The 24,463-nt window shown below is 59.6% G+C and carries 25 protein-coding genes and 1 pseudogene; 11 read left to right on the top strand and 15 right to left on the bottom strand.

The window, feature by feature from the left end:
* From ACOTXF_RS14995 to ACOTXF_RS15015, 5 genes and pseudogenes are all read left to right on the top strand, one after another.
* Positions 1 to 78: IS1 family transposase (locus tag ACOTXF_RS14995; RefSeq protein ID WP_001401901.1), on the top strand; the 78-nt coding region annotated here is incomplete at its 5' end.
* Positions 79 to 93: 15 nt separating this feature from the next.
* Positions 94 to 390, top strand: a pseudogene (locus ACOTXF_RS15000) (family 1 glycosylhydrolase); the annotation flags it as partial.
* Between the two features lie 5 nt (positions 391 to 395).
* On the top strand, positions 396 to 698 hold the full coding sequence (locus tag ACOTXF_RS15005) for a PTS lactose/cellobiose transporter subunit IIA (RefSeq protein ID WP_186438134.1): 303 nt from the start codon (positions 396 to 398) through the stop codon (positions 696 to 698).
* 138 nt (positions 699 to 836) lie between these two features.
* Positions 837 to 2,216, top strand: coding sequence for a carbohydrate porin (locus ACOTXF_RS15010; protein ID WP_023326394.1), 1,380 nt, complete (start codon positions 837 to 839; stop codon positions 2,214 to 2,216).
* Positions 2,217 to 2,350: 134 nt separating this feature from the next.
* Positions 2,351 to 3,256: an EamA family transporter gene (locus ACOTXF_RS15015; RefSeq protein WP_232926996.1), complete on the top strand. Its 906-nt coding sequence runs from the start codon at positions 2,351 to 2,353 to the stop codon at positions 3,254 to 3,256.
* A gap of 48 nt (positions 3,257 to 3,304) precedes the next feature.
* On the opposite strand, the gene nepI is transcribed toward ACOTXF_RS15015, so the two are convergent.
* From nepI to ivbL, 9 genes are all read right to left on the bottom strand, one after another.
* A complete protein-coding gene (gene nepI, locus ACOTXF_RS15020) occupies positions 3,305 to 4,495 on the bottom strand; it encodes a purine ribonucleoside efflux pump NepI (RefSeq protein WP_025910692.1) in 1,191 nt (396 codons plus the stop codon).
* A gap of 102 nt (positions 4,496 to 4,597) precedes the next feature.
* Positions 4,598 to 5,050 (bottom strand): DUF1198 domain-containing protein, encoded by a 453-nt coding sequence (locus ACOTXF_RS15025; protein WP_021242696.1) that lies wholly within the window; start codon positions 5,048 to 5,050, stop codon positions 4,598 to 4,600.
* A 175-nt stretch (positions 5,051 to 5,225) separates the two neighbouring features.
* The gene (gene uhpT / locus ACOTXF_RS15030; RefSeq protein ID WP_003861048.1) at positions 5,226 to 6,617 is read right to left on the bottom strand and encodes a hexose-6-phosphate:phosphate antiporter; all 1,392 of its coding nucleotides are present in this window, start codon (positions 6,615 to 6,617) and stop codon (positions 5,226 to 5,228) included.
* Positions 6,618 to 6,749: 132 nt separating this feature from the next.
* Positions 6,750 to 8,069 carry an MFS transporter gene (locus ACOTXF_RS15035; RefSeq protein ID WP_046091932.1) on the bottom strand — a complete coding sequence of 440 codons (1,320 nt, stop codon included), beginning with the start codon at positions 8,067 to 8,069 and terminating at the stop codon, positions 6,750 to 6,752.
* Positions 8,062 to 9,567 (bottom strand): signal transduction histidine-protein kinase/phosphatase UhpB, encoded by a 1,506-nt coding sequence (gene uhpB / locus ACOTXF_RS15040; RefSeq protein ID WP_065102783.1) that lies wholly within the window; start codon positions 9,565 to 9,567, stop codon positions 8,062 to 8,064. The genes ACOTXF_RS15035 and uhpB overlap by 8 nt, the downstream gene beginning before the upstream one ends.
* Entirely contained in the window at positions 9,564 to 10,157 is a 594-nt protein-coding gene (gene uhpA / locus ACOTXF_RS15045; protein ID WP_008500143.1) for a transcriptional regulator UhpA, read from the bottom strand. The genes uhpB and uhpA overlap by 4 nt, the downstream gene beginning before the upstream one ends.
* 82 nt (positions 10,158 to 10,239) lie before the next feature.
* The gene (gene ilvN / locus ACOTXF_RS15050; RefSeq protein WP_008500144.1) at positions 10,240 to 10,527 is read right to left on the bottom strand and encodes an acetolactate synthase small subunit; all 288 of its coding nucleotides are present in this window, start codon (positions 10,525 to 10,527) and stop codon (positions 10,240 to 10,242) included.
* A gap of 3 nt (positions 10,528 to 10,530) precedes the next feature.
* Positions 10,531 to 12,219, bottom strand: coding sequence for an acetolactate synthase large subunit (gene ilvB, locus ACOTXF_RS15055; protein ID WP_048963188.1), 1,689 nt, complete (start codon positions 12,217 to 12,219; stop codon positions 10,531 to 10,533).
* A gap of 106 nt (positions 12,220 to 12,325) precedes the next feature.
* Complete coding sequence (gene ivbL, locus ACOTXF_RS15060; RefSeq protein ID WP_057979964.1) at positions 12,326 to 12,424, bottom strand: ilvB operon leader peptide IvbL; 99 nt, start codon at positions 12,422 to 12,424, stop codon at positions 12,326 to 12,328.
* 521 nt (positions 12,425 to 12,945) lie between these two features.
* On the opposite strand from ivbL, the gene tisB reads away from it, so the two are divergent.
* The 4 genes from tisB to emrD all read left to right on the top strand — a co-directional run bounded on the left by tisB (position 12,946) and on the right by emrD (position 15,802).
* Complete coding sequence (gene tisB / locus ACOTXF_RS15065) at positions 12,946 to 13,035, top strand: type I toxin-antitoxin system toxin TisB (protein WP_074172868.1); 90 nt, start codon at positions 12,946 to 12,948, stop codon at positions 13,033 to 13,035.
* A gap of 64 nt (positions 13,036 to 13,099) precedes the next feature.
* Positions 13,100 to 13,546 (top strand): GNAT family N-acetyltransferase, encoded by a 447-nt coding sequence (locus ACOTXF_RS15070; RefSeq protein ID WP_008500147.1) that lies wholly within the window; start codon positions 13,100 to 13,102, stop codon positions 13,544 to 13,546.
* A gap of 62 nt (positions 13,547 to 13,608) precedes the next feature.
* The gene (locus ACOTXF_RS15075; protein WP_045414798.1) at positions 13,609 to 14,442 is read left to right on the top strand and encodes an EamA family transporter; all 834 of its coding nucleotides are present in this window, start codon (positions 13,609 to 13,611) and stop codon (positions 14,440 to 14,442) included.
* A gap of 175 nt (positions 14,443 to 14,617) precedes the next feature.
* On the top strand, positions 14,618 to 15,802 hold the full coding sequence (gene emrD, locus ACOTXF_RS15080) for a multidrug efflux MFS transporter EmrD (RefSeq protein ID WP_023293703.1): 1,185 nt from the start codon (positions 14,618 to 14,620) through the stop codon (positions 15,800 to 15,802).
* Here the strand turns inward: emrD and ACOTXF_RS15085 are convergent.
* Together ACOTXF_RS15085 and dsdC are read right to left on the bottom strand one after the other, a co-directional pair.
* Positions 15,705 to 16,793: a cellulase family glycosylhydrolase gene (locus ACOTXF_RS15085; RefSeq protein WP_045372109.1), complete on the bottom strand. Its 1,089-nt coding sequence runs from the start codon at positions 16,791 to 16,793 to the stop codon at positions 15,705 to 15,707. The two genes, emrD and ACOTXF_RS15085, sit on opposite strands and share 98 nt — an antisense overlap.
* Before the next feature lie 84 nt (positions 16,794 to 16,877).
* The gene (gene dsdC / locus ACOTXF_RS15090; RefSeq protein ID WP_048963184.1) at positions 16,878 to 17,804 is read right to left on the bottom strand and encodes a DNA-binding transcriptional regulator DsdC; all 927 of its coding nucleotides are present in this window, start codon (positions 17,802 to 17,804) and stop codon (positions 16,878 to 16,880) included.
* Positions 17,805 to 18,008: 204 nt separating this feature from the next.
* On the opposite strand from dsdC, the gene dsdX reads away from it, so the two are divergent.
* Both dsdX and dsdA read left to right on the top strand, forming a co-directional pair.
* Positions 18,009 to 19,346 (top strand): D-serine transporter DsdX, encoded by a 1,338-nt coding sequence (gene dsdX / locus ACOTXF_RS15095; RefSeq protein ID WP_028014951.1) that lies wholly within the window; start codon positions 18,009 to 18,011, stop codon positions 19,344 to 19,346.
* Between the two features lie 17 nt (positions 19,347 to 19,363).
* Positions 19,364 to 20,650 carry a D-serine ammonia-lyase gene (dsdA, locus tag ACOTXF_RS15100; RefSeq protein ID WP_232926998.1) on the top strand — a complete coding sequence of 429 codons (1,287 nt, stop codon included), beginning with the start codon at positions 19,364 to 19,366 and terminating at the stop codon, positions 20,648 to 20,650.
* Positions 20,651 to 20,733: 83 nt separating this feature from the next.
* Here the strand turns inward: dsdA and ACOTXF_RS15105 are convergent, their stop codons facing one another.
* The 4 genes from ACOTXF_RS15105 to ACOTXF_RS15120 all read right to left on the bottom strand — a co-directional run bounded on the left by ACOTXF_RS15105 (position 20,734) and on the right by ACOTXF_RS15120 (position 24,452).
* A complete protein-coding gene (locus tag ACOTXF_RS15105) occupies positions 20,734 to 21,081 on the bottom strand; it encodes a DUF202 domain-containing protein (protein WP_021242685.1) in 348 nt (115 codons plus the stop codon).
* Positions 21,071 to 21,418 (bottom strand): YidH family protein, encoded by a 348-nt coding sequence (locus tag ACOTXF_RS15110; RefSeq protein ID WP_025910728.1) that lies wholly within the window; start codon positions 21,416 to 21,418, stop codon positions 21,071 to 21,073. The genes ACOTXF_RS15105 and ACOTXF_RS15110 overlap by 11 nt, the downstream gene beginning before the upstream one ends.
* Positions 21,419 to 21,510: 92 nt before the next feature.
* Positions 21,511 to 22,833 carry a 6-phospho-alpha-glucosidase gene (locus ACOTXF_RS15115; RefSeq protein WP_045353356.1) on the bottom strand — a complete coding sequence of 441 codons (1,323 nt, stop codon included), beginning with the start codon at positions 22,831 to 22,833 and terminating at the stop codon, positions 21,511 to 21,513.
* Positions 22,830 to 24,452, bottom strand: coding sequence for an alpha-glucoside-specific PTS transporter subunit IIBC (locus ACOTXF_RS15120; protein ID WP_021242682.1), 1,623 nt, complete (start codon positions 24,450 to 24,452; stop codon positions 22,830 to 22,832). The genes ACOTXF_RS15115 and ACOTXF_RS15120 overlap by 4 nt, the downstream gene beginning before the upstream one ends.
* Positions 24,453 to 24,463 lie beyond the last annotated feature (11 nt).

The raw sequence follows: 24,463 nt of genomic DNA on the forward strand, positions 1-24,463 counted from the left end.
TCACTGTCGTTCTCAAAATCGGTGGAGCTGCATGACAAAGTCATCGGGCATTATCTGAACATAAAACACTATCAGTAAGTTGGAGTCATTACCAACGGCATGGGCGTCGAAAACGAACAACGTTTTATTGAAAATGGCCAGATTAACGATCAATACCGCATCGAGTTTATTTCCGAACATTTAGCCTGGCTGCATAAGGGTATTAGCGAAGGGTGCAATTGTCTTGGTTACCATATGTGGACGTTTATTGATAACTGGTCGTGGTGTAACGCGTATAAAAATCGCTACGGATTTATCCAGCTCGATTTAAAGACGCAGCAGCGCACCATTAAGAAAAGCGGGGAGTGGTTTGCCGCCACCGCCTTAAATAATAGCTTTGATAAAGAGTAATGATGATGATCGCACTAGAAGAAGCCGTAATGGAAATTATCGTCAATGCCGGGCAGTCCCGCAGCCTGTGCTTTGAAGCGCTGCACGCGGCGCGTCAGGGCAACATTGACGAGGCCAAAAGCCTGCTGCGCGAAGCCGACGGCTACGCGCGCCAGGCGCACAAGATGCAGACCAAACTGATCGAGCAGGATGCGGGCGAAGGCCGCCAGCTGATGACGTTAATCATGGTGCACGCGCAGGATCATTTAATGAACTCCTTATTAGCGCGTGAATTATCCGAAGAAATTATTCATTTATATCAGAGATAGTCTATGGCGAAATAAATTAATGTAATACCTCTGTACCTAAAACTAGAAATCCACTTGTTCTGATGATAGCGACATATTCTGTCAGATCGGAGCGGGATGGTTATTGTCTGAATAAAATTAAACTATATTGAGATAACCATGAATACGATTAAAAAACTTCCATTAACCATGGCGGTTATCGCCGCGCTTTGCCCAATTTCCGTGCTCGCCCAGGAATTCACGCAGGAGCAAATCGACGCCATTGTGGCGAAAGCGGTGGATAAAGCCCTGGCCGAACGTCAGGCCAAAATGGATGCCGCCGTCGCGAAAAAAGCGGACGTGGTGACCGAGCCGCAAAGCGCGGCGCAATCCCCGGACATGGCGATTCCGTTCGGCATTAAATTTACCGGCTACGCCCGCTACGGCGCGCACTTCCAGGCCGCCGATCAGAAATATGTGGCGGTGGATGGCTCCTACAACGGCGCGTCCGCGATCGGTCGTCTGGGTAACGAAGGCAACGGCGGCGAGTTCCAGCTTTCTAAAGCCTTCAAGGGCGAAAACGGCGCCATCTGGGACATCAACGTGATGATCGACCACTGGGGCGACGAAGTTAACCTGAAAAAGGCCTACGCGGGGGTGACCAACATTATGGCCTCCAACCCGAACGCCTATTTCTGGGCCGGTCGCGACTTCCACCAGCGTCCGCAGCAGGGCATCAACGATTACTTCTGGATGAACCACGACGGCCAGGGCGCCGGGGTGAAGAACTTCGATATCGGCGGCGTGCAGTTTGACGTCGCTGCCGTGGCGGCAGTGGAATCCTGTAGCCCGGAAGTGATGGAAGACGAAGCGAACCCGTCACGCATCACCTGTACCGGCGGGTCCGGCACGGGCGACAAAGGTAACTACGCGGCCACCTCTAAAATCCACGGTATGAAGCTCGGTCCGCTGGATCTGGAGCTGTACGCCAACTACGGCTTTGATTCAAAAGCGGTGGAGAGCGACGAGCGTCTGAACGCCTGGCAGGGCGGCGTGGTGCTGAGCCACACCAACGACAGCGGCGTGAACAAGGTGATTGCCCGCTACTCCGATAACTCGGACAACAGCGTGTTCAATAAAACCGAAGACCTGACCACGGTCTACGCCAGCTTCGAAGGGCTGTACAAATTCACCCAGGCCACGCAGGTGGAGTACATCCTCGCCTTCCACGACTACGACAACAGCCGTGATAAGACCGACAACCGTAAGAACTACAACGCCATCGTGCGCCCGATGCACTGGTGGAACGACGTTCACTCCACCTGGCTGGAAGCGGGCTGGCAGCACGTGGATTACGACAACGGCGGCGACAACAAAGGCTGGAAGCTGACCCTGTCGCAGAACATGTCTATCGCCATGGGGCCAGAGTTCCGTCCGATGCTGCGCTTCTACGTGACCGGCGGCAAAGTGGATAACGCACGCACCGCGCGCGTGAACAACACCAAAGACGAGACGCTCGACGACTTCAACGTCGGCGCGATGTGGGAGGCGTGGTTCTAGTAAAGCGTCGTTTGTTTCGCCCGGCGGCGCTGCGCTTGCACGGGCCTACAAGGTTTTGTAGGCCGGGTAAGCGTAGCGCCACCCGGCAAGATCCCATGTTATGCTACAAAAAAACCAACATAACAGGGGAGAAAATGGGTTCCACACGTAAAGGGATGCTGAACGTCCTGATCGCCGCCGTTTTATGGGGCAGTTCCGGCGTTTGCGCGCAGTACATCATGGAGAAAAGCCACATTTCTTCGCCTTACCTGACCATGGTTCGCCTGCTGTTTACCGGCGTGATCCTGCTGACGCTCTCCTTCGTTCACGGCGACAAGATTTTCTCGGTCATCAAACATCGCAAAGACGCCCTCAGCCTGCTGTTTTTCTCGCTGGTCGGCGCGCTCACCGTGCAGCTCACCTTCCTGCTGACGATTGAAAAATCCAACGCCGCGACGGCCACCGTGCTGCAGTTTCTGTCGCCAACGATTATCGTGGCGTGGTTCGCGCTGGCGCGGAAAAAGCGCCCCGGCGTGTTTGTTTTGTCCGCGATTGTGACCTCGCTTGTCGGGACGTTCCTGCTGGTCACCCACGGCGACCCAACCTCGCTCTCCATCTCGCCTGCCGCCCTGTTCTTCGGCATCGCCTCGGCGTTTGCCGCCGCGTTTTACACCACCTATCCGTCAACGCTGATTGCCCGCTACGGCACATTGCCGATTGTCGGCTGGAGTATGTTAATTGCCGGATTAATGCTGACGCCGTTCTACGCCGGACGTGGCACCACCTTCGTGATCGACGGCGGCCTGCTGCTGGCGTTTTTCTACCTGGTGGTGATCGGCACCGCGCTGACGTTCAGCCTGTATCTGAAAGGCGCACAGATGATCGGCGGGCCGAAGGCGAGCATCCTGAGCTGCGCCGAGCCGCTGAGCAGCGCGCTGCTGTCGGTGGTGTTGCTGGGCGTGGCGTTCACCCTGCCGGACTGGCTGGGGACGCTGCTGATCGTGTCGTCGGTGGTGCTGATTTCGATGGATTCGCGTATAAGGGTTAAGGCATCGGCGTAGCCTGATGCCCTCACCCCAACCCTCTCCCACGGGAGAGGGAGAAAAACACTACTTCGCTTTAACCTTCCCTGCCACCAGCAGCGCCGTCAGCAGCATCAGCGTACCGGAAATCACCAGCGGTGACGTCAGCCCCAGATGGTCGAGCGCCACGCCGCCAATGGCCGCGCCGCAGGTGTTCGCCAGCTGGATCACCGCCACCTGAATCGACCCGGCTTTTTCCGCCTGATCGGCAAGCGAGCGGGTGATCCACGTCGACCAGCCCACCGGCACCAGCGCAAAGGCAAAGCCCCAGATAATCGCAATGGCAGACGCGACCCACTTATCGCTGCCCCACAGCACCAGCACCGTGGCGCTCGCCGCCAGCACCAGCGGCGCACCCGCCAGCGCCACCTTCAGGGAGCGTTTCAGGAACTGCGACGACAGCGAGGTACCGACAAAGCTGGCGATACCGAAGCTCAGCAGCACCAGCGTCAGGCCGTCTACGTCAAAGCCCGCCATGGTCATAAACACCGGGCGGATATAGGTAAAGAAGGCAAACTGCCCGGCAAAGGCCATAAAGATGGCGGTCATCCCCGCCAGCACGCCGGGGCGCTTGAGCAGCGCGAACATGTTCTGTTTATGGTGCGCCGCTTCGCCCGGCAGGGACGGCAGCGCTTTCCACACCCAAATGATGCAGAGCAGGCCCATCACCGCCGCGGCGTTGAAGACGTTACGCCAGCCGATAATCCCACCGAGGAAGCTGCCCAGCGGCGCGGCAATCACCAGTGCGATAGAGACCGCACCGAAGATAACGGAAAGCGCTTTTGGCACCGTCCGCGCGGGCACCAGGCGCATGGTGAGCGAGGCCGACATCGCCCAGAAGCCGCCGAGCCCCAGCCCCAGGCAGGCGCGACCGAGCAGCAGCAGGGTGAAGCTTTCCGCGAAGGAGACCAGCAGGCAGGAGAGCGTCAGCAGCACGCTGAACAGAATGACCACCTTGCGGCGGTCGATGGTGCCAATCACCTGGGTGATAAACAGGCTGGCGAACATCGCCACGAAGGCGGTGACGGTAACGGACTGCCCCGCCACGCCTTCGGAAATGCCCAGGTCCTGCGCCATCGGCGTCAGCAGGCTCACCGGCAGAAACTCAACGGTAATCAGGCAGGCGACGCAGAACGCCACGGAGAAAACCGCCGACCAGTTGGGGCGAGTAACCTCTTTGGTCTGCGGTCGGGTCGTGGGCTGGATATGTTCTGTCATGGCGTCACCTGAAGATAAAAACGTGCGGAAAAGTCGCGCAGTTTATCATCAAAAGTGTGACGAATTTAACGTTTAGACAACTTTTGTCGTTTTTACAGGGGATCAGTGCAGGTAAAACACGCCCTCTTCCGGCAGGAAGAGCTGGTTATAGCGTAGCTGGAAGGCGTTCAGCTCCTGCGGATCGGGCTCCATCTCGCGCATAAAGCCAAGCGCCAGACGAATTTGCGCATCGGTAATGGGTGCGGCAAGGCGGGCTTTACGCAGCATGCGGTGCCAGGCGTGCAGGTTCTCCTCGCTGCCGTCGACAATGCAGACCTGCCAGATCAGCAGCACCTGCGCGGCGTTTTGCAGATGCGCCTCGTCCGGCCGTTCAAGGTAGCGGATAAACTCATTGCCCGGCGTTTTACCGAACTGATCGATCATCGACTCAACCGGCATCGGGGTGATGCCAAGACGCTCGCTTAAACGTTTGATGGCGCGGCGGGAATCTGAGGTCAGGACGCGAAATCCCACCACAAAGACCACGGCAAGCGTTGCCAGCATTATCCAGACCATGCGTTCTCCTTAGACTAGCCGCTCATCATAGCGGGAAACGCACGGCGTCAACAGCGGGCATAACCAGAATAGTGCTCTGAAAAGACGTTGCGGAATGGGGGATCAGGTATTAACGCCGTCGGCGCAAATAAAAAAGCCCGGCATCACACACCGGGCAAAGAAGTTACCTGCACACTCAGGCTGTTTTTAATTTCTGCGCGCGATTTTCACGGCGAATTTTACGTTCTTCCAGCACCGCGACCATCGCCATCAGGACGATACAGCCGATCGCTGCCGCATCCAGCGCCGCGAAGGTGCCCGCCCAGCCGGTGAGGCCGAAAATCGGCGTGCCGTCGGCGATCATCCCCAGACCCAGCTTGGCGAAGCTGTCGCCGATCAGGTAGGCGAAAGTGCCTTTAATCCCATCGGCGGCGCCGATCGCTTTTTTCGGTACGAAGCCCACTGCCGCCACGCCGATCAGCAGCTGTGGACCAAACACCAGGAAGCCGAGCGCGAACAGGGACGCCAGGTAAACGTACTGGTTGCTGGCGTGCTGGTAGACGCCGAGGGTGGCGATAATCAACGCCAGCGCGATGCAGGCCACCAGCGCGCGACGGCCGTTGGCGAGGTCGGAGAGCCAGCCCCACAGCAGCGTGCCGACCAGCGCGCCCACTTCGAACAGGGTGAAGCCCTGAATCGCCACCTCTTTAGAAAGCTTCAGCTCCTGGAAAGCATACACGGTTGACCACTGGTCAATGCCGATACGCACCACGTAGAGGAAGATGTTTGAGAAGCAGAGCAGCCAGATCACTTTGTTTTTCAGCACGTACTCAACAAAGATCTGCCATTTGGTCATCTCGTTCTCTTCGGTCTCTTTGTCCTCTTCGCTGATCTCCTCGCCGAACAGCTCTTCCGCTTTGCCGAGGCCGTACGATTCCGGGGAGTCGCTGCCGTAGCGCAGGCCGATAAAGCCGACAATCAGGGCGATAATCGACGGGAAGATAAACATCCCGATGACGTGGCCGTCGAACAGATAGTTTGCGCCAAACAGCGCCACGCCAGCCGCGCCCGCCCCGCCGAGGTTGTGGGAGATGTTCCACATGCCGAGGTACGAACCCCGCTTGCGGCGCGGGGTCCATTTGGTGATGGTGGAGTAGCTGCACGACCCGCCGGTGCTCTGGAAGAAACCGCTCAGGGCGTAGAAGGCGATCATCAGGAACAGGCTGACGGAGCCCGCGCCCATGCTGGCGCTGAAGCCGAGCATACAGATGGCGGAGAGGATCAGCATAAACGGCAGGAATTGCTTGGTGTTTTTGCCGTCTGCATAGTACGAGACAACGGTTTTCCCCACGCCGTAGGTGATGGAGAAGCCCAGGCCAATCATCCCCAGCTGCGTCATGCTCAGCCCGTAGGTCGAGATCATGTCGTTCTGCGCGATGTTAAAGTTTTTGCGGATCAGATACATGGTCAGGTAGCCGATGAAGACCACCAGATAGGACTGCATGAACGGTTTGAACCACATCTTGCGCCGCACGTCGAGCGGCAGATCCAGAGTCGGCTTGCGCACCTGGTTTAAGAAGGCCAGCATGGTTGGTTTACTCCTGAGCTGATTTTTGCGGCATTGTAAAAATCAGCCGGGAGAGATGCCTGAGACAGCGTCCAGGTAAAACCGGGAAAATTTCCTAGTTTTGCGCCACTCGGGGTGAAAAGGTGAGGCGCATCACATCACGCTGGCTTCACGCGGGGCCTGCGCATGTAAAAACGGCAGCAGCAGCAGGGCGGAAATGCCCGCCGCGATGGCGATCACCGCGAAGAAGCCACTCCAGTGCCAGATGTCGATGACCCGCGCCAGCGGCCAGCCGGAGAGCGATGCGCCCAGGTAGGCAAACAGCCCGACAAAGCCCGTCGCCGCGCCTGCCGCCTCTTTGTGGGAGCACTCTGCCGCCGCCATGCCGATCAGCATCTGCGGGCCAAAGACGAAGAAGCCGGTGGTGAAGAAGCACGCCGCCTGCATGACGTAGCTGGCGAACGGCATCAGCCACAGCGAGCCAACAGAGAGCAAAATCCCGGCGGCAAAAATCAGGTTCATCGGGCCGCGGTTGCCGTTGAACAGCTTATCCGAGCCCCAGCCCGCCACCAGCGCGCCGATAAACCCGCCCAGTTCAAACATGGTCACCGCCGAGTTGGCGGTCACCAGGTCCACGCCGAGCGTCTCGGACATGTACAGATTGCCCCAGTCGTTGATAGCCGCGCGCACCACGTAGACCAGCACGTAGCAGAGCGACAGCAGCCAGATGTAGGGGTTTTTCAGCACGTATTTGGTGAGGATCTCCCTGCGGGTCAGCCCCGCGCCCTCCTGCTGCTGGGCAATCTCCATCTCGTCGTGCCGCCAGTCGCCCACCGCAGGCAGGCCCACGGTCTGCGGCCTGTCGCGCAGGCGCCAGCAGAGGAACAGCCCGGCGACAATCGCCAGGCCACCGGCAATCATCATCCCCGCGCGCCAGCCGTAGTGCAGCGCCGCGGCACCCACCACCATCGGGATCAGCGCCCCGCCGACGTTATGTGCGGTGTTCCATATCGCCCACCAGCCGCCACGCTCGTTGCGCGAGTACCAGGCGGTGAGCAGACGCGCGCAGACCGGCGCGCCCCAGCCCTGGAAAAAGGCGTTCAGCGCCCACAGCAGGGCAAAGGCCCACAGCGAGGTGGAGAAGCCAAACAGAATATTCACCACGCCGGTGGCGATCAGCCCAACGCCCATGAAATAACGGGCATTTGAGCGATCGCTGACGATGCCGGAGAAGAACTTCGACAGGCCGTAGGTGATATAAAACAGCGTCGCCAGCAGGCCGATATCGGTGCGGGTCATCACGCCGCTCGCGAGGATCTCCGGCGCGGCGGCGTTGAAGCTTTTGCGGGTGAAGTAGAACAGCGCGTAGCCGAGCCAGATGGTAATCAGGATATGGCGACGCCAGTAGCGGTAGCGGGCGTCGATTTCCGCTTTGTTGCTTAGCGGGGCGGCGCTGGCTGGGGTTTTAAACATGGTGCGTCCTTAACGGCAGGCTGACGCTGACGCGCGTCCCGTGGGTGCAGGAGAGGCTCAGCGTGCCGCCAAGCGCCTTCACCCGCTCGCGCATGCCCGCCAGGCCAAAGCCCTGCTGGCCGGAGCCCGGCGGCAGGCCGCAGCCGTCGTCTTCAATTACCAGCATCAGGCGCTCGTCCTGCTGCCAGCCCTGGATCGTGACCGCGCTGGCGCTGGCGTGTTTGACGATATTGTTCAGCCCTTCCTGACAGACGCGGAACAGGGTTACGCGCTGGCCTTCGCTCAGCGCAGGTTCGCTAATGCGCCAGTCGAGATGGCTGACAATGCCGCGGCTTTCCAGCTCCATCTCGCGCATCAGGGAGCGTACCGCCTGCTCCAGCGACAGGTCGTCAAGCTGGCGCGGCCGCAGCCTGCCGAGCAGGCGTCGCACCGAGTCATACACGCCCAGCGAAAGCTGTTCAATATGCGCCCCGCCCTGCTTCACGCCTGCGTTTTCTGCCGCCAGGCGCTGGACAATGCCCGCCTGGGTGCGGATGGCGGTGATCGTCTGGCCGATGTCATCGTGCAGCTCGCGGGCGACCTCCTGCCGCACGCTCTCTTCCGTCTCCAGCAGGCGTTCAGCCAGACGCCGGTTGCGCGCCAGCTCGGTCTGCAGGGACTGGTTCAGCTCGCGCAGGCGCTGAATGCCCGCCCCCAGCAGCAGCCCGGTCAGGCTCTGGGCCAGCAGCGAGAGCAGCAGATCCACCGGATGGTCGTGCCAGGTCTGGCTGGCGATCAGCGCGATGGCGTTCATCAGGGTGGCGATCAGCGCCCCCTGCCAGCCGTAGTGCCAGGCCAGGGCGATAATCGGCAGCGCCAGGCAAAACGGCGTGAAGCGTGAAAGTTCGGCGGGCAGGCCAAGCTGTAGCCAGAGGCTCACCACGAACAGCAGCAGATACCAGATGAGGTGCCGGGCGCGCCAGTTCACCGGTTGGGAAACCAGCCCCGGACCAAGCGGCTGCCAGACGGTGCTGGTGAGGTAGTGCCAGATCACGAGGCAGGTGGGTGCCAGCGTCAAGCCGCCGGTGAGGGTCAGCAGCAGAGCGTTGAGCATCTCCTTGTCGCCAACCCACGGCAGGGACTGCAGCAGCGCGGCGGCAATCAGCGCCGCCCCCTGCCGCAGCAGGGTGCGCCAGTCGCGCTGGTGACGATAGCGGGAAATGAGGGCAACCGGGAGAAGCGTGAGCAGGCTTCCGGTCATCAATAAGGGCAGATGCGCGAGGGCCACTTCCTGCGCCAGCCAGACCAGCAGCAGCCACTCTGCCCCGAGCAAAACGGGCCAGTAGCCGCGCGGGCATTGCAGCATCAGCCCCAAACGCAGGCCGAAGGGAAACAGCAGCACCGCCAGCTCCGGGCGCTCCACCAGATGCAGGCTGATGCTCCACAGGCAGAACCACGCGGCGGAGAAGATGAAAAAGCTGGCAACGACGGCGATCAGCCGCGAAAAGACGGGACTCATTGCCAGCTGTCGAACATGCAGCGCGCCAGCTCGACGTCGTTGCTGACGTTGAGTTTTTCCATCAGGTTGGCGCGATGGACGTGCACGGTCTTCGGCGACAGATCCAGCTCGGCGGCAATCTCTTTTACCGACATCCCCTGCGCGAGCTTCTCAGCCACCTGACGCTCGCGCCGGGTGAGCGGATCCTGTCGTCCGGCCGCCAGCTTGATGGCGATTTCCGGCGTCAGGTAGCAGCCGCCGGTGGAGACGGTGCGCACGGCGGCGATCAGCTCGTCCGGGCTGCAGCGTTTGGAGAGGAACCCCCGCGCGCCCGCGTTGAGCGCCTGCTCGACCAGCGCCGGGCTGTCGTGGACCGAGAGCATAATGGTCGCCATTCCTTTCGGCAGCTGGCTTAACAGCTCCAGCCCGGAGAGATCCGGCATCGAAATGTCGCAGATACAGACCTGCACCCCGCGCCCCGGCAGGCCCGCCAGCGCCTCGCGACCGGAGCCAAACTCGGCCACGACCTGGAAATCCGGTTCGAGGTTGAGAAGCTGGGCAAAGCCAGAGCGGACGATAAGGTGGTCGTCGATAAGGGCGATGGTGGTCATGTGTGTTCCTGCGGTCTGAAAAAGCCGGATGGCGCTGCGCTTATCCGGCCTACAAGAGCGAAAGACGCTTACCTTAAGCGATCTATTCGAAGAACACCGCAATTTTGTTAAACATGGTGGGATCGGACTGGTTGCGCGCCACGTTGGTGACGTCCTCCAGCTTGTCGATCTGCGCCATCATCTGCTCCAGACGCTGGTCATCGTTGACCAGTAGCCAGATGCGGCTGTGCTCGCTGCCCTGAATCGGCAGACAGAGAATGCCTTCCACGTTAAACGCCCGGCGGGCAAACAGCCCGCAGACGTGGGTCATGACGCCAGGGTGGTTGCGGACGGTGAGTTCCAGAATGACGTTATCATGTTGTTTCTGCATGGCTTATTCTCCCACCATCTCAGTATTTGCCGCACCCGGCGGCACCATCGGATACACTTTTTGTTCAGGGTCGATACGCACGTGGATCAGCGCCGGGCCCGGACGCGAGAGCGCCGCCTGCAGCGCCGCGTGGGCATCCTCTTCCGCGTTCAGATCGCAGGTGTGCAGGCCAAAGCCGGCGGCAATCTGCATAAAGTTAATCATCCCCGGATAGGTCGCCGCAAACACGCCCTGCTTGTAGAACAGGCTCTGCTGCTGGTGCACCAGCCCCAGCGCCTCGTTGTTCATCAGGATGATTTTCACGTCTAACTGGTTTTCCGCCGCGGTCGCCATCTCCTGAATGTTCATCATCAGGCTGCCGTCACCGGAGAAGCAGATGACCTTGCGGTCCGGATTCGCCAGCGCCGCGCCTACAGCTGCGGGCAGGCCGAAGCCCATGGTGCCAAGGCCGCCGGAGGTCAGCCACTGGCGCGGGCGGTTCAGCGGATACGCCTGGGCAGTCCACATCTGATGCTGGCCGACGTCGGTGGTGATAATCGCGCTGTCATCCACGCAGGCGGCAACAGCGTTGATAAGACCATAGTGGCTCAGCGGGTCGCCCTCGGTTGGGATAGCGCCCGGGAACTCGCGCTGCAGGTCGGCCACCAGCTGGCGCCAGTCGGCGCGGTCGGTTGCCACCGTCTGCGGGATCAGCTGCGCCAGCACCTCGGCCACGTCGCCCTGGATCGCCACGTGCGGCTGCTTGATTTTACCCAGCTCGGCGCGGTCGATATCCACGTGAATGATTTTGGCATTCGGGCAGAACTCCTCGGTTTTGCCAATTGCCCGGTCATCAAAACGCGCGCCCATCACAATCAGCAAATCCGCCTCTTGCAGGATGTAGTTGGTGCTGCGCGCGCCGTGCATGCCCAGCATCCCCAGGGACAGCGGGTGCGCTTTTGGCAGCATACCCAGCGCCATCAGGGTCATGGTGGTCGGCAGGTTGGCTTTTTCCGCAAACTGGCGGATTTCATCCGCGGCGTTAATCGCCCCGCCGCCCAGATAGAGCACCGGGCGTTTGGCGGCGTTAATCATGGCGGCGGCGTCGCGCACGCTCTCAGCGCTGAATTCCGGCGCGGGGGCACGCTTGCCCGGCTCCGGCAGAACGTCGATCTCGATCTCTGCGGTCTGGACATCCTTAGGAATGTCTATCCACACCGGGCCCGGGCGGCCGGACTGCGCAATGCGGAACGCATCGCTGATAACCTGAGGAAGCTCGGCGATGTCGCGAACTAAATAGTTATGTTTGGTGATGGGGATAGAGATGCCGTAGGTATCCACTTCCTGGAACGCATCGGTACCGATCATCGAGGACGGCACCTGGCCGGTAATGCAGATCAACGGAATGGAGTCGAGGCGCGCGTCGGCGATGGCGGTGACCAGGTTGGTTGCGCCCGGGCCGCTGCAGGCCATACAGACCGCCGGTTTACCCTGCGTGCGCGCCATGCCCTGAGCGATAAAGCCTGCACCCTGCTCGTGACGCGCCAGCACGTGACGGATCTGCGTGCTTTGACTTAACGCATCGTACAGCGGCAGCACCGTGCCGCCGGGGATGCCCGCGACTGTGGTGATGCCCTGTCGCTCCAGCAGATGAACGATCAGCTGCGCGCCGGTAAAACGCGTCTTGGTGGATGTTGTGCCCGAACTTGCCATGCTCCAGTCCTTTTCTTCTGAGCCGACTTTCCGGGGAGGGTCCTAAACGAAAAACCCCGCCCGGTTTGCGCCGGCGGGGTTTTGGATTCGTGTGTTGATCCAGTCCCTACGGCGCATTGCCGACGACCACCACCACACGCACGACGACCACTGCGGCTGGTTGCGCAGTTTTTAGTAGGGTCGAAGTGAAGATGGATGAAGTCATTGGGGACCTGTGTTTGGAATCATTGATGGAATTTATACAAACACAGGTTTTCGGGCGTGACAATGGAAAAATTTTCATCTGCGCAAAAATGCGTCAGGGATCACGTTTCGTTTGTTGGGGGATGAAAACAAAAAACCCCGCCGGAGCGAGGTTTTTATCAGGATTTTGCGGTTGGTCGCCGCAGAACACACTGTGTTACGTCAACGCAAAAAGTATACGCGATCGAAGACGAACGCGCAATTCCGGCACGGATTTTGACGTTTTTGAATATGGATCGCCTTCCAGATTTTGTCCACAAAATACTGTTCATACGTACAGTATTTATCTATACTGAGGGTGTTCGCAGTGAGCGAGGGGGCCGCAGTTCTACCGGCGCAACGAAGTCCTGGCTGAAACGGGTGGTGCCGTCAGTGCCTTAACCCCTGAAGTGAGCACACTGTGTTACGTCAATCCAGGTGCTGGCAACAGGCGGCGGAAAGGTACGCCAGCATCGTGCTCCTTTTAACCAAAAGGAGACGCGTATGAGCGTAGTGGATATTGTGATACTTATCCTCAAACTCATTGTTGCAGTACTGCAACTGCTTGATGCTGTCCTGAAATTCGTTCGGTAATTCAGGTTCAAGTCGCACCTGAGAGGGGCGGGCAACCGCCCCTCTTTAATAACGAGGGAATGCTATGTCGCGTCTGTTAATTGAGCCTGTCACGCCCGACGAGCCGGGGTATATCGCCCTGAAGGCGGAAAGTATCGCATCGAATTTCAACATGCTGCGCAGGCTGGAAGAGAGCTGGCAGCGGGGTGAGAACCGCTTTAACGCGCCGGGTGAAAAGCTGCTGGGGGCGTTTCTCAACGGCAAGCTGGTTGGCGTGTGCGGTCTGAATCGCGATCCGTTCAGCCAGCAGCCGCGCGCCGGGCGTATTCGCCATCTCTACGTCAGCGAGAAGTGTCGCGGGCTGGGAATTGGCAGGCAGCTTTTGACCGTGGTGATGGCCGATGCCAGCATCTGGTTCGATTTCCTCAATACCCATGCGCCGGACGCTGCCTACGGATTTTATCGCCAGGCAGGGTTTACGCTGGTCTCGGACGAACCGCGGGTGACGCACCGCCTTTTTTGTGCGGTGTAACCGGCTGGCAGCTTCAGGACGTGAATGTTACAGTTGAGTGACAATTCACCACCCGACACGCCATGACCCTCACCGTATTCTGTATTTTGCTGTTTGCCGCCCTGCTGCATGCCAGCTGGAACGCCATCGTCAAAGCCGGAACGGACAAGCTCTATTCCGCGATTAGCGTCAGCGGGTCCGCCACGCTGATTGCTCTGGTGCTGCTCCCCTTCTCTCCCCAGCCCTCTGCCGCAAGCTGGCCGTTTTTGATTGTCTCCTGTGCCTTACAGGTGGTGTACACCGTGCTGGTCGCGAAGACCTATCAGGTTTCCGATATGAGCCAGACCTACCCGCTGATGCGCGGCACCGCCCCGCTGCTGGTGGCGCTGATCAGCGTGCTGGCGCTCGGCGATCGTCTCTCCTGGCTCGCCTGGTCCGGCATCGGGGTAATTTGCCTGTCGATTCTGGCGATGGCAATGAACGGGCGCATGCAGTCACGCAAGGGGATCTGGCTGGCGCTGCTGAACGCCTGCTTTATTGCGGGATATACGCTGGTGGACGGCACCGGCGTGCGGCTGTCGGAGACCGCGCTGGGCTATACGCTGTGGACCTTCTTTATGAACGGCTTCTGCCTGCTGAGCTGGGCGATGGTCGCGCGTCGGCGCGAGGCGTCCGGCTACCTGCGTCTGCACTGGAAAAAGGGGCTGCTTGGCGGGGTGGGGACCATGGGCTCTTACGGTCTGGCGCTGTGGGCGATGACGCAGGCGCCGCTGGCGGTGGTTGCGGCGCTGCGTGAAACCTCCATACTCTTTGGCGCGCTGATCGCATTTCTGCTTTTAAAAGAGAAGGTTGCGGGCCTGCGCATTGCAGCAGCGCTGGGTATCGCCGGCGGCGCTATTCTGCTGCGCCTGGCGTAAAGCACTGGCAACATTAGTTGCCGTTATTGTTTACAAATCCTGCCTTTACCGGTTTTTTCATTCACCGCGACAATGCTTAAATTGTCATCTCTCTGTGGTAGATTCCTCGCGCATTTATGGGAATGCACAGTCACTTATTCTTCATTTTTATCTTTTGGCAAAAGTATTCAGCGACATGAAAAAGCAACGGAACGTTAACTTATTGTTGATGCTGGTGTTACTGGTGGCCGTCGGTCAGATGGCGCAAACCATCTACATTCCGGCGATTGCCGACATGGCAAAGGAATTGAACGTCCGCGAGGGCGCGGTACAGAGCGTAATGGCGGCCTACCTGCTGACCTATGGCGTTTCGCAGCTCTTCTACGGCCCGCTCTCCGACCGCGTCGGGCGTCGCCCGGTGATCCTGGTGGGCATGAGTATTTTCATGGTGGCGACGGTAATTGCCATTACCACCCATAGCCTGACCGTACTGATTGCCGCCAGCGCCCTGCAGGGCGTTGGGACCGGCGTCGGCGGGGTGATGGCGCGAACCTTACCGCGCGATATGTATCAGGGCACCCAGCTCCGTCATGCTAACAGCCTGTTGAATATGGGCATTCTGGTCAGCCCGCTGCTGGCCCCGCTGATCGGCGGCCTGCTGGACACGATGTGGTCCTGGCGCGCCTGCTACGCCTTCCTGCTGGTGCTGTGCATCATTGTCACCTTCAGCATGGCGCGCTGGATGCCGGAAACGCGCCCGCAGGACGCGCCGCGCACGAAGCTGATCGCCAGCTATAAAACGCTGTTCGGCAACGGCGCGTTCACCTGCTACCTGCTGATGCTGATTGGCGGCCTGGCGGGCATCGCGGTGTTCGAAGCCTGCTCCGGCGTGCTGCTGGGCGCGGGGCTGGGCCTGAGCAGCATGGTGGTGAGCATTCTGTTTATTCTGCCGATCCCGGCGGCGTTCTTCGGCGCGTGGTTTGCCGGACGACCAAACAAGCGCTTCTCCACCCTGATGTGGCAGTCGGTGATCAGCTGTCTGCTGGCGGGTCTGATGATGTGGATCCCGGGGCTGTTTGGCGTGATGACCGTCTGGACGCTGCTCATCCCGGCGGCGCTGTTCTTCTTCGGCGCGGGGATGCTGTTCCCGCTCGCCACCAGCGGCGCGATGGAGCCGTTCCCGTTCCTTGCAGGTACGGCGGGCGCGCTGGTGGGCGGTTTGCAGAACATCGGTTCCGGCGCGCTGGCCTGGCTCTCGGCGATGATGCCGCAGACCGGGCAGGCTAGTTTGGGCCTGCTGATGACGCTGATGGGGCTGCTGATTTTACTGTGCTGGCTGCCGCTGGCGTCGCGTGTCCCGCATCACGAGCAGCCGGTTTAACCGCATGATGGCCCGGCTTCTCGCCGGGCTTTTCACAGACGGGCGCAATCATCGCCTGCAATAACGGCTCTGGCGCTGGCCGCCAGGCCCCCTCTTCCCCGTCGTAAAACTGGAAGTCCGCGTTAAGCGCATACGGAATTTTCGCCTTTTGCAGCTCGCAGGCCATATAGGTGGCAAAGGCCATTTGCGAGGCGGTTGGCGTTAAGCGACTTGACTCCCCCACGCCCCAACCCCCGACCCAGCTAACGTGCCCGGTTTTTTGCTGCCAGTGCAGCGCGGCATTAATGCGGTTACGGATAGCCGCTTTCTCCGCCGCCGTGCCGGACGTCCACGGGTATTTGCCGCCATTTTTCAGCGGCCCCCACGGGAAAATATGCCACTCAGCCAGCAGATAGGTTTGGCTGTGCGCGGGCAGCTTCAGGCTGGATAACTCCTCCGGCGCGGCACGCAGGCGTGGCGCAATGAAGATCATGCGCTGCGGGTCGATGTCGTGGATCGCTTTAACGGTTTTTTCATACACGCGGTTTAACGACGCCAGATTGTGGTTAAGCTTGTCGGCGGGCTCATAAATGAGATCAAAACCCAGCAGCGGGTAGCTTTGACCGAAATAGTGCGCCACGGCAATCCACCAGTTGACCGTCTCTTTCTCGTTATCGGCTTTCGGGTCGTTTTTATATTCATCAGCCTGATAAGCGACTATCGGGATCACGCCATACTGCTCACAGGCTTCTACCAGCTTGCGCAGGTGGATCAGCCGCGCTTCCGTCGGCTCGTCGGCCACGCGGATGCGCACGTGGGTAATGCCTTTAGCCCGAAAATCGCGGACCACCAGCGGATCGAATTCGCGTATGCCGCGCTCGGTGCGCGCCCAGTCCACATCCATCCCGACGCCAAGCTGCTGCGCATAACGGGCAGCCGTCAGCGGCGGCTCAGCGGCAATGGCCCAGCCGGAAGAGATCAGTAACGCGGTCGCTATAAGAGGCTTTAACACGGTTTACCCTGGATAAATCGAAAGCATTACCTGTATTTAGCACGCTTTTTCACATTTGGTGTAGCGCGAAAGCGTAATAATTCTTCAACCTGCCAGTTCTCTCAGCCAGCCGATAAAGGCGTCTATTTTCGGCCACTGACGGCCAGAAAGCGTCGAGACATAGTAGTGCTGATGGCATTTCAGGGTCTTGTCACCAAACGGGGCGATCAGTTCGCCCCGTTCAAGCCGTTTTTGCACCAGCCGCTTTCTCCCCATCGCGACGCCGACGTGGTTGATGGCCGCAATAATCGCTAAGTCGGAACGATCGAAACCAATACCCGACGATGGCGGCATATTCACCGCAAAGTGCTGCGCCCAGCTCAGCCACTCATCCGTACCGGAATCATTGCTCCAGGCCTGACGGTCGTGCAGCAGCGTGCAGTGGCTAAGGTTATCGGGGTTTTTCAACAGCTCATGCTCGCGGGCATACTGCGGCGAGCAGACGGGCAAAATCTCTTCGTCCATCAGGAAGTGATGAGACAGATGGTTTGGCGGCGTATCGTCGAAATAGATCGCCAGATCGACGCCCGTTCGCTGCATATTGACGTAATCATTGCCGGTCAGGACGGTGAGCGAAATCGACGGATAGCGGCGGGTAAAGTCACCCAGCATGGGTACCAGCCAGCACTGGGCGATCGACGGCCGGGAGTAGACCGTCAGCGTGCCGGACAGCGCCTGGTTTTTGATGTCCAGGATCTCCTGATTCAGGGTGTCGAGGGACGATTTTAGCGTCCAGTAAACGCGCTTTCCCTCCTGCGTCAGCTCGACTTTACGGTGCGAGCGGACAAACAGCTGAATACCGAGCTCTTCTTCGAGCAGGTTGATGCGGTGGCTCACCGCGCTGGGGCTGAGCGACAGCTCCTCCGCCGCCAGCGCGAAGGATTCATGTCGAGCCGCCACTTCAAAGGTGTACATTTTCGACAGCTGCCAGCCGTTTAATAGCCGGTTTCTGGCTTCATTTGCATCGGTCATCACAATTCTCACGCGTGGTTTCTGCGCTCAGCATACTGTTTAAGGGTGAATTTATGTGAACCTAATGCGGGTTAAGTGCGTTTTTTAGAGCGCAGTCACTCAGTTGATTCAATCTGGCTCACCTGAACGCCAATTTATATCGTTTGTCAGCCCACGCCGTTTTTTCGTCCAATACCCCCAGATGACATAAGGGTGAGGTGAGATATGGGATCTCAGGTCTGGGTTGTGGCAACGCTGCTGGTCAGCATTGTGTTGATTGTTTTAACCATCGTTAAGCTGAAGTTTCACCCGTTCCTCGCGCTGCTGCTGGCGAGCTTTTTCGTCGGCGCGATGATGGGGATGAGTCCGCTGGATATGGTAAACGCCATTGAGAGCGGGATTGGCGGTACGCTGGGCTTCCTGGCGGCCGTGATTGGTCTGGGCACCATTCTCGGCAAGATGATGGAGGTTTCCGGCGCGGCAGAGCGCATCGGGATTACGTTGCAGCGCTGCCGCTGGCTGTCAGCAGACGTGATTATGGTGCTGGTGGGCCTGATCTGCGGCATTACGCTGTTCGTGGAAGTGGGCGTGGTCCTGCTGATCCCACTGGCGTTTTCCATCGCCAAAAAGACCCACACGTCGCTGCTTAAGCTGGCCATTCCGCTCTGTACCGCGCTGATGGCGGTGCACTGCGTGGTGCCGCCGCATCCGGCCGCGCTGTTTGTGACAAATAAATTAGGAGCGGACGTTGGAACGGTCATTGTCTACGGTTTGATGGTCGGCCTGATGGCCTCTCTGGTCGGCGGCCCGCTGTTCCTGAAGCTGCTCGGCAATCGTCTGCCGTTTAAACCGGTTCCGGCGGAATTTTCAGACCTGAAGGTGCGGGAAGAGCATACCCTGCCGTCGCTGGGCGCCACGCTGTTTACGGTGCTGCTGCCGATTGCCCTGATGCTGGTGAAGACCATCGCTGAACTGAATATGGCAAAAGACGGCACGCTGTATACGCTGCTGGAGTTTATCGGCAACCCGATCACCGCCATGTTCATCGCCGTGTTTGTCGCCTACTACCTGCTGGGCATCCGCCAGCACATGGGCATGGGCGCGATGCTGACGCACACCGAGCACGGCTTTGGCTCTATCGCCAACATTTTGCTGATTATCGGCGCGGGCGGCGCGTTCAACGCCATCCTGAAAACCAGCGGACTGGCGGACTCGCTGGCGCAAATTCTCTCGAACCTGCACATGCACCCTATCCTGCTCGCCTGGCTGGTGGCGCTGGTGCTGCATGCCGCCGTAGGCTCCGCCACGGTCGCGATGATGGGCGCCACGGCCATCGTCGCGCCGATGCTGCCGCTCTACCCGAACGTCAGCCCGGAGATCATCACCATTGCCATCGGTTCCGGCGCCATTGGCTGCACGATCGTGACCGATTCCCTCTTCTGGCTGGTGAAGCAATACTGCGGCGCGACCCTGAATGAGACCTTCAAATACTATACGACGGCGACGTTTATCGCCTCGGTGCTTGCACTTGGCGGCACATTCCTGCTTTCTTTCATTATCTGAGCGCGAAGAGACGTATTATGGAAAACGCAACTATCACCACTTTAACCGCACAGTTTCCTCTGGTTGAGGATCTGATTGCCCTGAAAGAAACCACCTGGCTTAACCCGAACACCACCACGCTTGAAGAAGGGCTGCCCTATGTCAGGCTGACCAAAGCCGACGTGGACGATGCGCATGCGCGCCTCAAACGCTTCGCGCCATGTCTGGCGAAAGCCTTCCCGGAGACGGCCGCAACGGGTGGGATTATTGAATCCGAACTGGTCGCCATCCCGGCAATGCGGGCGCGGCTGGAGAAAGAATCTGGCAAATCCATTCCCGGCACGCTGCTGCTGAAAAAAGACAGCCATTTGCCGATCTCCGGCTCGATTAAAGCGCGCGGCGGTATCTATGAGGTGCTGACCCACGCGGAAAAACTGGCGCTGGACGCCGGGTTGCTGAGCGTTGAAGACGACTACAGCATCCTGCTGGAGCCGCGCTTTAAGGACTTCTTCAGCCAGTACAGCATTGCGGTAGGCTCAACCGGCAACCTGGGGATGTCCATCGGCATCATGAGCGCACGCATCGGCTTTAAGGTGACGGTACATATGTCCGCCGACGCCCGCGAGTGGAAGAAAGCCAAACTGCGCAGCCACGGCGTCATCGTCGTGGAATATGAGCAGGATTACGGCGTGGCGGTGGAGCAGGGACGCAAAGCGGCGGAAAGCGATCCGAACTGCTTCTTCATTGACGATGAAAACTCCCGCACCCTGTTCCTGGGCTACGCGGTGGCGGGCGAGCGCCTGAAGGCACAGTTTGCCGCTCAGGGCCGCGTGGTGGATGCCGATCATCCGCTGTACGTCTACCTGCCGTGCGGCGTCGGCGGCGGCCCCGGCGGCGTGGCGTTTGGCCTGAAGCTGGCCTTTGGCGATAACGTTCACTGCTTCTTCGCGGAGCCCACGCACTCCCCGTGCATGCTGCTGGGCGTTTACACCGGTCTGCACGATGAGATCGCGGTGCAGGACCTGGGCATTGATAACGTGACGGCGGCGGACGGGCTGGCGGTAGGACGCGCCTCCGGCTTCGTGGGCCGCGCGATGGAGCGCCTGCTCGACGGGTTCTATACGCTTTCCGATCAGAGCATGTACGACATGCTCGGCTGGCTGGCGCAGGAGGAAGGCATTCGTCTGGAACCGTCCGCGCTGGCGGGGATGGCCGGGCCGCTGCGCGTGCCTTCAGATGCCAGTGTTACCCACCTGGTGTGGGCGACCGGCGGCGGCATGGTGCCGGAAGACGAGATGGAGAAGTATCTGGCTAAAGGGCAGTAATTCTGCCGGGTGGCGGCTGCGCCTTACCCGGCCTACGGTTCGCGGCAGTTGTAGGCCCGGTAAGGCGTAGCCGCCACCCGGCTTTAAAAGCTCACAATTTGCTGAATGTGAGTCACTGCGAAGAGTAACGACAGCGACAGCACGGCCAGGGCGATGAGGAACTTATCCCGCACCGCCTTTGGCTGCACAAAGTCGTCCTGCGCTACGTCCATCAGGTTACGGCTGCGGGTATAGCGCCATAAAACGATTGCCACCAGCGCCAGCACAACAAGCGAGATCCAGAACGGCACCCCGGTGCGGTGCCAGTTGTGCTTAATCGCCAGGGCAATCAGCGCGCCATACCCCAGCAGCGTGCGCAGCCACGCCAGCGACGTCCGCTCCGGCTGCAGACCGGGGTCCGCTTCGCGTCGCGCTTTGCGGCTATCCGCCATAGAACACCAGCCCCATCACCACGCCCGCCACCGCCAGCAGAATCACGCTGATGATGAGTAACCCACGCGTATAGGGCAGATCCTGCTTCAGACGCATCGCCTTCTCATTACGCAGCCAGCGCAGATAGCCATAAATCGCCAGCACGCCCGCGAACAGGCACAGCAGCAGCGCCAGCACCTCGCGAATCAGCGGCGTGGCGAAATCAGGCGCGAGCTGGTCGAGCCCCACCCCGGCGGCAAGGAATCCCAGCGCGGTGCGGATCCACGCTAAATACGTGCGTTCATTAGCCAGCGAGAAGCGGTAGTCCGGCGCTTCGCCGAGGCGGGAAATTTTCATGAAGGTTCCTTGTCGAGCTACGGGCAGGCTTCAGCATAGCGTAAATCGACAAGGACAAGGAGACCGGCATCGGGTGATGCCGGTCAGGACGATCAGTGCAGCGCTGGCCAGTAATCCTTGTTGGCCTCGATCAGGTCATCCAGAATCGCTTTCGCGACGGACGCGCTCGGCACGGTTTTCGACAGGGTAATCGCCTGCCAGAGTTTCTGGTACGAGCGCTGCTCCCAGGCATCCACCACCAGTTTTTCCACCGCCACCTGCTGGCTCATCAGCCCTTTCTGGAAGTGTGGAATATCGCCCACCGTGAGCGGCTCCGGTCCGTTATGGCCTACCAGGCAAGGAATCTCCACCATCGCATCGGCATCAAAGTTATGGATGGCCCCGTTGTTTGGCACAATCAGCAGCATGCGTTCCTGGGTATTAAAGGCAATCGCGGTCGCCAGATCGACGATGTACGACGCGTGTTCGTCGATTTCCAGTTCACCGGCGGAGGACTTGCCCGCCTCGATAATCGCCCGGCATGAACTGAATACATGCTTCTCACGGTGGTCCATGACCTCATTGGCGCGGGTGCGTTCCGGGTTGGAATGCGCGACCACGTAGTCCGGGAACAGGTAATACTTCAGATAGGTGTTCGGCATGGTGTCCGGATCCAGCGCCTGCACGTCTTTTGCTTTCGCGAACGTATCGTTCCAGCTCGCTTCGGTGTGCGCATCTTCCGAAGGCGGAACATAGCCGTGTTTCGCCACGTATTCGCGCAGCTTCGGCATCAGATCGTTGCCGTTCAGGTCTTCAATCGACGTCCACCAGCCGAAGTGGTTCAGGCCGTAGTAGCGCACGCGCATCTCTTTGCGGTCCTTCAGGCCGACAATCTGCGCCATGCGCCCTTCAATGCCGATCGGCATATCGCAGATGTTGAGAATTTTAGCGTTCGGACGCAGGCGGCGCGTGGCTTCCGCGACAATCGCCGCCGGGTTGGAGTAGTTCAGCATCCACGCGTTCGGGGAGTACTGCTCCATGTAATCCACCAGCTCCAGCACGCCGCCGATAGAGCGCATCCCGTAGGCAATCCCGCCCGGGCCACAGGTTTCCTGGCCCAGCACGCCGTGGCGCAGCGGGATTTTTTCATCTTTTTCACGCATCGGGTATTTACCCACGCGGATATGCGCCATCACGAAATCCACATCGCTAAACGCCGCTTTCGGATCGGTGGTGTAGCTGAATTCAATTTCCGGCGCCTGCTCCTTAAGGATGATTTTGCACGCTTCGGCGATGGTTTCCTGACGCGCGCCGTCGTTGTCATAGAACTTCAGGGCGCGCAGCGGGAAACGGTCACGGTTGGCTAACAGCATCAGGACGATACCAGGCGTAAAGGTGCTGCCGCCGCCTGCAATGACAACTGAGAATTTTTTCATGATATAGCCTCTGTCAGGGTGGTTTGTTCATTCGTTAAGGAAGTTTTCATCAGCGATTCCAGCTGGTCGCGCACCTGAGGAACGTGCAGGCCGACAATCACCTGAATGCCGTTGCCGCGTCGCACCACGCCGTGGGCGCCGAGGGCTTTGAAGACGTCATCACTTTGCGTTTTCGCCATATCGACCAGGGCGATGCGCAGGCGGGTAGCGCAGTTGTTGATGCTGTCGATGTTGGCCGCGCCGCCCAGCGCCTGCAGGAATCCGGCGGCCTGCCCGAGCTGCTGGCTGGCCGCTGCCGGGGCGGTGGTTTGCCCGCGCGCCGCCTTATAGTCGGCCTTGCTGTAGAGCTTGATTTCGCTCTCTTCCCGGCCCGGGGTTTTCAGGTTCAGACGCGCAATCAGCGTTTTGAAGACCACGAAGTAAACTCCGGTAAAGCAGACGCCAATGCCGATCTGGGTGAACACCGTCGCGGCGTGGTTGTGGAACATCGGGATCCAGTTTTGCGGCAGGAACTGGTCCAGCAGGCCGCCGCCCATGTTCCCGACCACGCCGAAGGTGTACATCACCGTTGCCATGGTGGCCGCCAGTACGGCGTGAACGGCAAACAGCAGCGGCGAGATAAACAGGAAGGTAAATTCGAGCGGTTCGGTAATACCCACCAGCACCGCGGTAAGCGTGGCCGGGACCAGCAGCCCCGCGACCTTGACGCGGTTTTCCGGCGACGCGGTGTACCAGATCGCCAGCGCAATCCCGACCGAGCCGAACACTTTGGAGTTGCCGTGCAGCGCGAACCCGCCTTCCGGGAAAAGAGTTTTCAGCGGCAGGGTGCTCTGGCTGAATTCCTGCAGGTGCTGCGCCCAGTAGACCTGAATTCCCCCTTCCACCGCCGCCGGGCCGAAGATGAATGGACCGTAGACGAAGTGGTGCAATCCGGTTGGGATCAGAATGCGTTCCAGGAAGGTATAGACCCATACGCCCAGCGCACCGGCAGAACGCAGGAACGCCTGCAGGGACTCAATGCCCATCTGCACTTTCGGCCAGCCCAGCAGCGTCAGCCAGGCGCAGGGGATCATGACGAAGAACGCGAGGATAACGACAAACGAGCTGCCCTGGAAAATCCCCAGAAACACCGGCAGCGGCTTGTCAAAATAGCGGTTGTGGATGGCGGTGACGATGCCTGAAATCACGATAGCGCCGATGATGCTGGTATCGAGCGTTTTGATCCCGGCAATCATCGCCAGCCCGCTTCCCGCCGTCGGTTCGGCGGAGAAGTCGACGCCGAAGAAGTGGCCCCAGGTCATCCCCATCGCGTTGATGAAGTAGTTCCAGGTCAGGAAGCTAATCAGCACCGCCAGACAGGCGCGGCCCTGGGCCTGCTTCGCCAGGCCAATCGGCAGGCCGACGGCAAAAATCAGCGGCATATTGCGAAACACCGCCCAGCCGCCCTCTTCAATGATGTGAACAATCTGCGCGAAAAGATGATCGGGGGCCGTTAAGGCTTCGCCGACAAACAGCGGGTTGCGAAGCATGATGGCGATTCCCACCACGATCCCGGCGAACGGAAACAGCAACACCGGGGTAAACATGGCACCGCCAAAACGTTGTATTTGACTGAGCATTTTTAAATCCT

Origin of the sequence: Enterobacter cloacae complex sp. IR53041 (genome assembly GCF_049238285.1) — a bacterium.
In the GTDB taxonomy this organism is placed as follows: Bacteria; Pseudomonadota; Gammaproteobacteria; order Enterobacterales; family Enterobacteriaceae; genus Enterobacter; species Enterobacter roggenkampii.

Coding starts and splice junctions, on each gene's coding strand:
- ACOTXF_RS15005 (WP_186438134.1), top strand. CDS start 396: ATGATCGCACTAGAAGAAGCCGTAATGGAAATTATCGTCAATGCCGGG.
- ACOTXF_RS15010 (WP_023326394.1), top strand. CDS start 837: ATGAATACGATTAAAAAACTTCCATTAACCATGGCGGTTATCGCCGCG.
- ACOTXF_RS15015 (WP_232926996.1), top strand. CDS start 2,351: ATGGGTTCCACACGTAAAGGGATGCTGAACGTCCTGATCGCCGCCGTT.
- nepI (WP_025910692.1), bottom strand. CDS start 4,495: ATGACAGAACATATCCAGCCCACGACCCGACCGCAGACCAAAGAGGTT.
- ACOTXF_RS15025 (WP_021242696.1), bottom strand. CDS start 5,050: ATGGTCTGGATAATGCTGGCAACGCTTGCCGTGGTCTTTGTGGTGGGA.
- uhpT (WP_003861048.1), bottom strand. CDS start 6,617: ATGCTGGCCTTCTTAAACCAGGTGCGCAAGCCGACTCTGGATCTGCCG.
- ACOTXF_RS15035 (WP_046091932.1), bottom strand. CDS start 8,069: ATGTTTAAAACCCCAGCCAGCGCCGCCCCGCTAAGCAACAAAGCGGAA.
- uhpB (WP_065102783.1), bottom strand. CDS start 9,567: ATGAGTCCCGTCTTTTCGCGGCTGATCGCCGTCGTTGCCAGCTTTTTC.
- uhpA (WP_008500143.1), bottom strand. CDS start 10,157: ATGACCACCATCGCCCTTATCGACGACCACCTTATCGTCCGCTCTGGC.
- ilvN (WP_008500144.1), bottom strand. CDS start 10,527: ATGCAGAAACAACATGATAACGTCATTCTGGAACTCACCGTCCGCAAC.
- ilvB (WP_048963188.1), bottom strand. CDS start 12,219: ATGGCAAGTTCGGGCACAACATCCACCAAGACGCGTTTTACCGGCGCG.
- ivbL (WP_057979964.1), bottom strand. CDS start 12,424: ATGACTTCATCCATCTTCACTTCGACCCTACTAAAAACTGCGCAACCA.
- tisB (WP_074172868.1), top strand. CDS start 12,946: ATGAGCGTAGTGGATATTGTGATACTTATCCTCAAACTCATTGTTGCA.
- ACOTXF_RS15070 (WP_008500147.1), top strand. CDS start 13,100: ATGTCGCGTCTGTTAATTGAGCCTGTCACGCCCGACGAGCCGGGGTAT.
- ACOTXF_RS15075 (WP_045414798.1), top strand. CDS start 13,609: ATGACCCTCACCGTATTCTGTATTTTGCTGTTTGCCGCCCTGCTGCAT.
- emrD (WP_023293703.1), top strand. CDS start 14,618: ATGAAAAAGCAACGGAACGTTAACTTATTGTTGATGCTGGTGTTACTG.
- dsdC (WP_048963184.1), bottom strand. CDS start 17,804: ATGACCGATGCAAATGAAGCCAGAAACCGGCTATTAAACGGCTGGCAG.
- dsdX (WP_028014951.1), top strand. CDS start 18,009: ATGGGATCTCAGGTCTGGGTTGTGGCAACGCTGCTGGTCAGCATTGTG.
- dsdA (WP_232926998.1), top strand. CDS start 19,364: ATGGAAAACGCAACTATCACCACTTTAACCGCACAGTTTCCTCTGGTT.
- ACOTXF_RS15105 (WP_021242685.1), bottom strand. CDS start 21,081: ATGGCGGATAGCCGCAAAGCGCGACGCGAAGCGGACCCCGGTCTGCAG.
- ACOTXF_RS15110 (WP_025910728.1), bottom strand. CDS start 21,418: ATGAAAATTTCCCGCCTCGGCGAAGCGCCGGACTACCGCTTCTCGCTG.
- ACOTXF_RS15115 (WP_045353356.1), bottom strand. CDS start 22,833: ATGAAAAAATTCTCAGTTGTCATTGCAGGCGGCGGCAGCACCTTTACG.
- ACOTXF_RS15120 (WP_021242682.1), bottom strand. CDS start 24,452: ATGCTCAGTCAAATACAACGTTTTGGCGGTGCCATGTTTACCCCGGTG.